Raw genomic sequence first — 7,267 nt, forward strand, 5'->3', positions numbered from 1 at the left:
TTAGGGGCGCTCCCAGGGGAAGATCCCCTCATCGACGTAGCGCATGATGCCCTCGATGTTGCGCGGATCGGAGAACACCTCCTTGTTCGTCGCGAGCGCCAGCGGCCGGCTCGCGGCGACGGCGCCGCCGAGGGCTGACGAGAACCGCTTGTAGCGGGCTACCGCGGTCTTGCTCAACCTCCGGAGGCGCGAGAGGTGCCGCCGGAGGAGCGCGTCGCTGTTCGCGTCGTACGCGTCGACGAGACCGTACGCCGCGGCTTGTGACACGTCGAGCGGATGAGTCATGAGGGTCATATAGTGCGCCTTCTGGAAGCCCACGCGGCGCACAAGGAACGGCATGACGCAGGCCGGGATCAACCCGAAGAGGAGCTCGGAGAGGCTGAACGTCGCTGTCGCGTCGGCGACCACGATGTCGCTCGCCGCGACGAAGCCGATGCCGCCGGCGTTCGCCTTCCCGCGCACGTGCGAGATCACGACGTACGGGCCGGTGGTGAGCCGCATCCAGAGGTCGTACAGCGGCTCGGGGCCGCGCATTACGCCCTGCGCCGCCCGTATTGCCGAGAAGTCGGCGCCGAAGCAGAACGTCTCCGGGAGCCCCTCGATCACCACGATGGTCGCGGCGTCCTCGCAGCGATCGAGCACGTCGGAACATTCGTCGATCAGCCGATCGTCGATCGTGTTCTGCGCCTCGGGTCGGTGGATCTGCATGAAGCAGATCCCGTCCTGGTTCCTGACGCGCAGCGTCTGGTAGGGAGGGACGGCGGTCACGGCGTCCACTCGTACTCGCGGTGGAAGTTCGCTACCGCCCGGAGCTTCAGACGGCGCTCCCCTTCGCGGACCGGCTTCGCCGCCGGCAGGCCTGCCTCGCGCACCTCGACGTCCCGCGTGCCGAACCGGAGCTGGCTATTTCCGCGGATCAGGTAATCGTACTCTGCGATCGACAACGGGTGACGGTCGTCGAGCTGCCGGTCGATGCGGAGCTCGCGCACGGCTTCCTGCCCCTCGCGGCGTACGACGCCGCTCAGGAACTCGGAACAGCACCCCGAGCCGTACGAGAAATACCCGATGCGCTCCGGTGCCTGGAAGTCGCCGTGGGCGATCGTGCTCACGAGCGACAGCAGCGACGTGGCGCCCATGATGTTGCCGACGCGCTGGCAGTAGACGAGCCCCGGGCTCACGCGCCGCGCGAAGTCCTCCTCGATCTCCGCCGGCTTCGCCCGCGCCATCTTGCGCATCATGGTGCGGTGCGCGCCCTTCACCATCCCGCCGAACGGCGTGTGGAACGCCAGGTATCCGAACGAGCGCACGTAATCGACGTCGCGGACCCTCTTCTTGTATTCGAGGAATGCGTTCTCGCAGCAGTCGAGGTACGAGAGCAGCGATAGATCGGCGTCGCCAGCCTCGATGTCGGGAGCCGGACGGCACGTATCCATCACCTCGTAGCCGTAGTAACCGCTGGCCCCAACGTCAAGCTGGAAGACGCGCGGGCGATCGCTGACGAGGAGCGCGACGGCGCCGGCGCCGGCGCTAGGCTCCGCGAACGCCGCCTCCGGCGCCGGCGCGTCCGCGCCCTCGGCCACCATGTAGCGCGAGATGTCCGTCGCCACGACCAGCGCCTTCGCCCCGGGCGATACCTGCGAGAGCACGAAGCTCACGGCCGCCTGGAGCCCAGCGGTTCCGGAGTAGCAGGCCTGCTTGATCTCGAAGAGACGGCAGTTGCGACTCAGCCTCAGGTGATGGTGCAGGTACGTGCTGATCGACTTGCCGAAGTCGATGCCCGACTCCGTGCACGTGATCAGCATCTCGATACGATCCTTCTCCGCGGTGGAGAGCGCGTCGACGATCGGCCGCGCGGCGTTCGCGCCGAACGTCACAGGATCCTCGTAGGGCAGGGCGACCGTCTTCTCCATCATCAGGAGCCCCTGGAAGCGGCCCGCATCCAGCTTCCGGTGTCGCGCGAGCTGCGCAACGTCGAGGCACGCCGTCCCGCAGAACGCGTTTATCGCTTCGATTCCTACTGCCATCATGCCGCCGCTCCCTAGGTCATCCGCTGTACTTGCGCAGACACAAGGCTGTGTTGATCCCGCCGAAGCCCATGCTCAGCGTGAGCGCGGTCTTCATCGTGTGCGCGACGGCCTCTCCGCGCACCCAGTTGAATGACGGGTCGATCGGGTCGTCGAGATTTCTTGACGGGTGCAGCCGACCTTCCTGCATCTGAAGGAGCGTCGCGATCACCTCGACCGCGCCCGCGGCGCTCAGCCCGTGGCCCACCAGCGATTTGGTCGCGTTCAGGCGAGCGTGGGATAGCCCGCAGGCGCGGAGCGCCTCGAGCTCCGTCTCGTCGCCCACCACCGAGCCCGTGCCGTGCGGGTTCACGTAGTCGATGTCAGCGGGCGCGCACCCGGCGCATCGCAGCGCCCTGCGGATCGCCTCGACCTCGCCGTCGAGCGACGGATCCGGGTTCCGGTTGGCGTCCATCGCGATCCCCCAGCCCGACAGCCAGGCGTAGGGTCTGACGCCGCGGCGCGCAGCGCGCGGCAGCGCCTCGACGACCACCGCGCCGCAGCACTCGCCGTAGATGAACCCGTCGCGAGCGCGGTCGAACGGGCGACACGCCCGCTCGGGGGCGGCGGCGTGGCGCTCGGAGCCCATCGCGCCGAGGCTCGCGAGCCCTTGGCACTCCCAGAAAGAGATATCCATCAGCGCGCCGAGGGCGATGCACACGTCGACGTGGCCGGCCTGCACCGCCTGGATCGCTTGGATGATCGCGAGCTGCCCGCTCGCGGACGCGCCGCCCGCGGTGTACGCGAGCCCCCGGATACCGAACTGCTCGGTGCAGAAGCCGCACAGATCCGTGTCCATGAACGACACGCCGTAGGTCGGCCGGAGGAAGTCTGCCCGGCCCGCGTACTCCTCGTGCGCCAGGACGAGGTCGCGCTGCTGCACGTTCGAGCCGCCGACGATGAGGCCGATACGCCGCGGATCGACGTCGTCGAGGCGCGCGTCGCGCCATGCCTCGTGCAATGTCGCGAGGGCGACCCGGGCGGAGAACGACGCCTTGCGCAGCGTCTGCGGCGCCATACCCTCCGGAACCTGGAGCGAGGCGATCTCGGCCCCCAGGAAAGCAGTGCCCTTCTGGCGCCCGGGTCGCTGCATCACCCCGAAGGCCGACTCGCCGCGCAGAAGGGCACGCGCGAACGCGTCGCGCGTCTGCCCGATCGCCGAGGTGACGCCGACGCCCGTGATGGCCGCTTCAGGCTCCCCGGAGCTTCGCATGCAACAGATCCGCAAGCTCGCCGATGTTGCTTGGACCGAACGTCTCGACCCGCGGGATCTTGAGCGACAGCGACTCGAGCGTCAGCATGACGATCTCGGCGCGGTCCACGGAGTTGGCTCCCAGATCCTGCAACCGGTCGCTGTCCTGGAACCGGTGCTGCTCCAGCTCGGGCAGCACCTCGCGCGCATGGCGGGCGATTAAATCGAATATTTCTTGCCGGTTCATGATTACGAGCTCACAGATTGAGAGGGCTCGGCGGCTTCCTTCATCGCGCCGAACCGTGCGTTCAACAGATCAGCAGTCCCTTCCATGATGCGTCGAGCGATGTCGGCGACATAGCGGTTCTGCCACGGCTCGATCGCGGTCCCCTTCGTCCATTGGTTGAACGCGCCCAGCGCGGGGCCGCAGTGGATCTGGTAATCGAGACGCTGGTCCTCGACGCCCTCCAGGGCGAGGCGCGTCGTGTGGGCGAAATACCACCGAAACACCGCGGCCATCTTCTGCTTCGGGCTGCGCTCGATCTCCGCGAGCCTGTGCGGGTAGGTCCTCGCGTAGTAGCTCCTCGTCTCGCTCCAGACCGCGTCGAACGATCGCCGGAAGTACTTCTCCTGGATCTGCTGCCGGGTCTTCGCGTCGATCTCCTCCAGCGAGCCGTGTCGCATGTAGAGCTCGTGGAGCTTGTTCGCCCGCGCCGGGAAGAACAGCCCGCGCCGCACGACTTGAATCTTCGACCCGAGCTCGAACATGTCGCCGGCCGGCGCGTACGTCGTGTCCTGCACGTTCAAATGCTGGAGCAGCGCCTTCACCGGCTCGCTCGTGCCCGCTTCGCGCGTACACTGGTTGATCGAGCCCGTGAGGATGAAGTCGGCGCCCATGACGAAGGCCGCCGCGGCCGCGTGAGGCGTGCCTATCCCGCCCGCCGCGCCGACGCGGATACGCTTCTCGTAGCGGTACCTCGTCATCATCTCGTCGCGGAGCACGAGCATCGCCGGCAGCAGCGCGAACGCGACGCCCTGATCGGTGTGGCCCCCCGAGTCCGCCTCCACGCAGACGTCGTCCGCCATCGGCACGAGAGGAGCGAGCGCGGCGTCCTGCTCGGTGAGCTTCCCCGACTCGACGAGCTGTCGGACCACCGCCTCCGGAGCGGGCTGCATGAAGGCCGCCGCCACCTCGGGCCGCGACACCTTGGCGAGGACGCGCCGGGGCGCGACCAGGGTCCGCCCCGCGCCGCTCGCGAGCCCCTGGAGCCGGTACCGCACGAGCGCTGGCGTGACCCGCATGTAGGCCGCGGCCTCGACACACCGCACCCCGTGCCGCAGATAGAGATCGATCGTGCGCTCTTCCAGCTCCGGCGACTCGAGGTTCGAGAGCAGGTTCATTCCATACGCTCTCCCCGCGATCACGGACTGGATAGAGCGAATGGACGCCTCGATCTCGCGCTCGTCGAGCCCACCCGTACCGAGGTACGCGATGAAGCCCGCCTTGCCCATCGCGACGACGAGCTCCTTGGACGCGATGCCCTTGTACATCGCCCCCGCGACGTAGGCGTAGTCCACGCCATAGTCCGCCTTGAACGAGCGATCGCCCAGGGATTTCGCGGTGATCATCGAGGAGCTACCGCCGTTCGACGTAGGCCACGGATCGCAGGGAGTCGTCGTATCGAGAGCGATTCCCTTGAGATGCGAAAACGCACGTACAACCCCTTCAATCAGGGCAGGTTCGAGCCCTCTCCGCGAATCCTGATATCGTCAGCGACTCATTCGTTCGCGACGCCCGTGGCAGATACCACGCTGCACCGAGGCGCGCAAGAGGGGAACCCAGCGCGGGGATGTCCCGTCTATGGGATATAAGGAGTCCCTCGCCCCATGGATGCTACACGCGCCGTTTCGCCGTCGATGGGCGCACCAAGTGTGTATGTGGATAATTTCAATGTGGATTCAATTTGAACGCACGCACTGATGAGACTGGAGGAGGGTGCGGGCTGACGGCGCGACGGCGTCGTACGTGACGAGTTACATAACGAGTGCTGAGTGCGCCGTACGCGACGAGCGCGCCACCAGTACGCTACGACGCCGCGCCGAGGTCGAGCAAAGCCGTCGGTGCGCTTACATCGGCTTGACGGGCGCGCGCGGCACGATAACCTGCACGGCTGCTGCGTGGGTGCATCGAGCGGGGCGTGCTCGCCGACGAGGTCGAGACGCTGCACGAGAGAAACGCGCGGCTGGAGCGAGAACGCCGGCACCTTGAACCACAGATCGAGCGGATCCCAGAACGTCTCCGCACCCTGCTGACCCAGGCCGGTGACCATGTCCACTCCCTCGCGCGCGCCTTGCCCCACCTCCCGGACCTGGCCGACGGGGAGGGGCGCTGTCGTCGATGGTGACGCTCGTCTGCTCCGGTCTGCTTAACCGATTCTGGACGGCGTCAAGTGAAATGCGCGGCTGCCTCGTTACCTGTCTGCAACCCTCTGTCACACCGCATGGCGCATCCGCTCATCCTCGCGACCCCTTGGTGCAGTGATATTGAAATCGCCCTGAATGGAACCGGCAAGGGACAAGGAAACAGAACGGCACAAGGCAGAAACAGAATCAGAAACAGAAAGAAGCTGTTCCCATGGCTCATGCGGGTGTCGCGGTTGCTTTGCTCCAGCCTTGACAAGGCAACAGGCGCAGATATGGTCCGCCGTCTGACACTGCTGCCTGCGGGATTGGTCCATGAGCTATTTCAGAGGCGTTCAACGCCCGGAGCTCGTCTCTATGGAAGCGATTGTCAAGAGGTATCTGTCCGAGCGGCTCTTGATCGAATTCGACGGCGAAAGCGGAGTCGACGCAGACAGCGATCTGTTCCAGCTCGGCTTGATGGATTCTCAGGCCTACGTCGAGCTCATCCAGTTTGTCGAACGTGAGTTCGGCCTGAGATTCACGGACGAAGAGCTCCTGTCCAACGTGGTGGTCTCGCTGTCCGGGATCGTCTCGCTTGTGTCCGGTGCAATGGACGAACGCGCGCGTCAGAACGCGCTCCGGGGATGAAGGCCCTCCTGTTCCCCGGGCAAGGGGCGCAAGATCCGGCCATGTGTGCGGGGGTGGTGGGGCACCCCCGGTTCGCCGAGCGATACGGCGTGATCTGCGATTCGACGCGCACCGACGTCTTGCGGAGGATCCAGGAAGGCGACGCCGGGATCCTCGATCAAAACCGGTTCAGCTCGCTGATGACCGTGTTGGTCAGCGCGATCTTGCTCGACATGCTCCGGGAGCGTGATGCGGCGACCCCTGAGTATTTCGCCGGGTACAGCGTCGGTCAGTGGTCGGCCATGTACGCCGCGGGGATGCTCACGTACGAGCAGACGATCGAGGCGCTCGTCGAGCGCGCGCGCCTCATGGACGAGTGCGTGGACCGTCGCCCTGGCGCGATGTGCGCGGTGATCGGGCTCCGGGAAGCGGTGCTCGAGCAGGTGCTGGCCGACCTGCGCTCGCGGGGGCATCTCGTGTTCATCGCGAACTACAACTGCGTCGGGCAGTACTCGATCTCCGGCGCCGTGCCGGCGATCGAGCTCGCCGAGGAGGAGCTGCGAGCGCACCGGCCGAAGAAGATCGTCCGGCTGCCGGTCAGCGGCGCATGGCACTGCCCGATGCTGGAGGACGCGCAGGTGAGATTCGCCGAGGTGCTGGCGGGCGTCCGCTTCGGGCCCCGCGCGGCGCCGGTGCTGGACAACGTCACGGGGGACTGGCTGCCCGACGAGCCCGAAGCGCTGCGCGACGGCCTGGCGCGCCACATCAGCCACCCCGTGCAGTGGGAGCGTGGGATCAAGAAGCTCGCTGCGCTCGGGTGCCGTCGGTTCGTCGAGGTCGGGTACGGGAATAGCCTTACGAAGTTCGGGTTCTTCATCGATCGACAGGCCGAGTTCAGCGCATTCCACGGCGAGGGCGTTGCATGTGCGGGATAGCAGGTTTGTTCCAGGAAGAGCTCTCGCCGGAGGCGCGCCGTGATTGC

General features: G+C 66.6%; 8 protein-coding genes. 3 read left to right on the forward strand and 5 right to left on the reverse strand.

All coding sequences use genetic code 11. The annotated features are described in order from the left end of the window. The 5 genes from WMF34_RS16545 to WMF34_RS16565 are packed head-to-tail and all read right to left on the reverse strand — an operon-like array spanning position 1 to position 4,884. A complete protein-coding gene (locus tag WMF34_RS16545; protein WP_012235811.1) occupies positions 1–777 on the reverse strand; it encodes an enoyl-CoA hydratase/isomerase in 777 nt (258 codons plus the stop codon). Beyond that, positions 765–2,027 (reverse strand): hydroxymethylglutaryl-CoA synthase family protein, encoded by a 1,263-nt coding sequence (locus tag WMF34_RS16550; protein WP_437993857.1) that lies wholly within the window; start codon positions 2,025–2,027, stop codon positions 765–767. Before WMF34_RS16550 ends, WMF34_RS16545 begins: the two co-directional genes overlap by 13 nt. Before the next feature lie 16 nt (positions 2,028–2,043). Then, positions 2,044–3,276, reverse strand: coding sequence for a beta-ketoacyl synthase N-terminal-like domain-containing protein (locus WMF34_RS16555; RefSeq protein ID WP_012235813.1), 1,233 nt, complete (start codon positions 3,274–3,276; stop codon positions 2,044–2,046). Continuing rightward, the gene (locus tag WMF34_RS16560; protein WP_012235814.1) at positions 3,254–3,502 is read right to left on the reverse strand and encodes an acyl carrier protein; all 249 of its coding nucleotides are present in this window, start codon (positions 3,500–3,502) and stop codon (positions 3,254–3,256) included. The genes WMF34_RS16555 and WMF34_RS16560 overlap by 23 nt, the downstream gene beginning before the upstream one ends. 2 nt (positions 3,503–3,504) lie before the next feature. Beyond that, positions 3,505–4,884: a PfaD family polyunsaturated fatty acid/polyketide biosynthesis protein gene (locus WMF34_RS16565; RefSeq protein WP_437993858.1), complete on the reverse strand. Its 1,380-nt coding sequence runs from the start codon at positions 4,882–4,884 to the stop codon at positions 3,505–3,507. Positions 4,885–5,453: 569 nt separating this feature from the next. On the opposite strand from WMF34_RS16565, the gene WMF34_RS16570 reads away from it, so the two are divergent. From WMF34_RS16570 to WMF34_RS16580, 3 genes are all read left to right on the forward strand, one after another. After that, positions 5,454–5,660: a hypothetical protein gene (locus WMF34_RS16570; RefSeq protein WP_044965058.1), complete on the forward strand. Its 207-nt coding sequence runs from the start codon at positions 5,454–5,456 to the stop codon at positions 5,658–5,660. Positions 5,661–5,991: 331 nt separating this feature from the next. Continuing rightward, entirely contained in the window at positions 5,992–6,306 is a 315-nt protein-coding gene (locus tag WMF34_RS16575; RefSeq protein ID WP_012235816.1) for an acyl carrier protein, read from the forward strand. After that, on the forward strand, positions 6,303–7,220 hold the full coding sequence (locus WMF34_RS16580) for an ACP S-malonyltransferase (protein WP_012235817.1): 918 nt from the start codon (positions 6,303–6,305) through the stop codon (positions 7,218–7,220). Before WMF34_RS16575 ends, WMF34_RS16580 begins: the two co-directional genes overlap by 4 nt. Positions 7,221–7,267 lie beyond the last annotated feature (47 nt).

It is taken from the genome of Sorangium sp. So ce145, from assembly GCF_051525985.1.
In the GTDB taxonomy this organism is placed as follows: domain Bacteria; phylum Myxococcota_A; class Polyangia; order Polyangiales; family Polyangiaceae; genus Sorangium; species Sorangium cellulosum_B.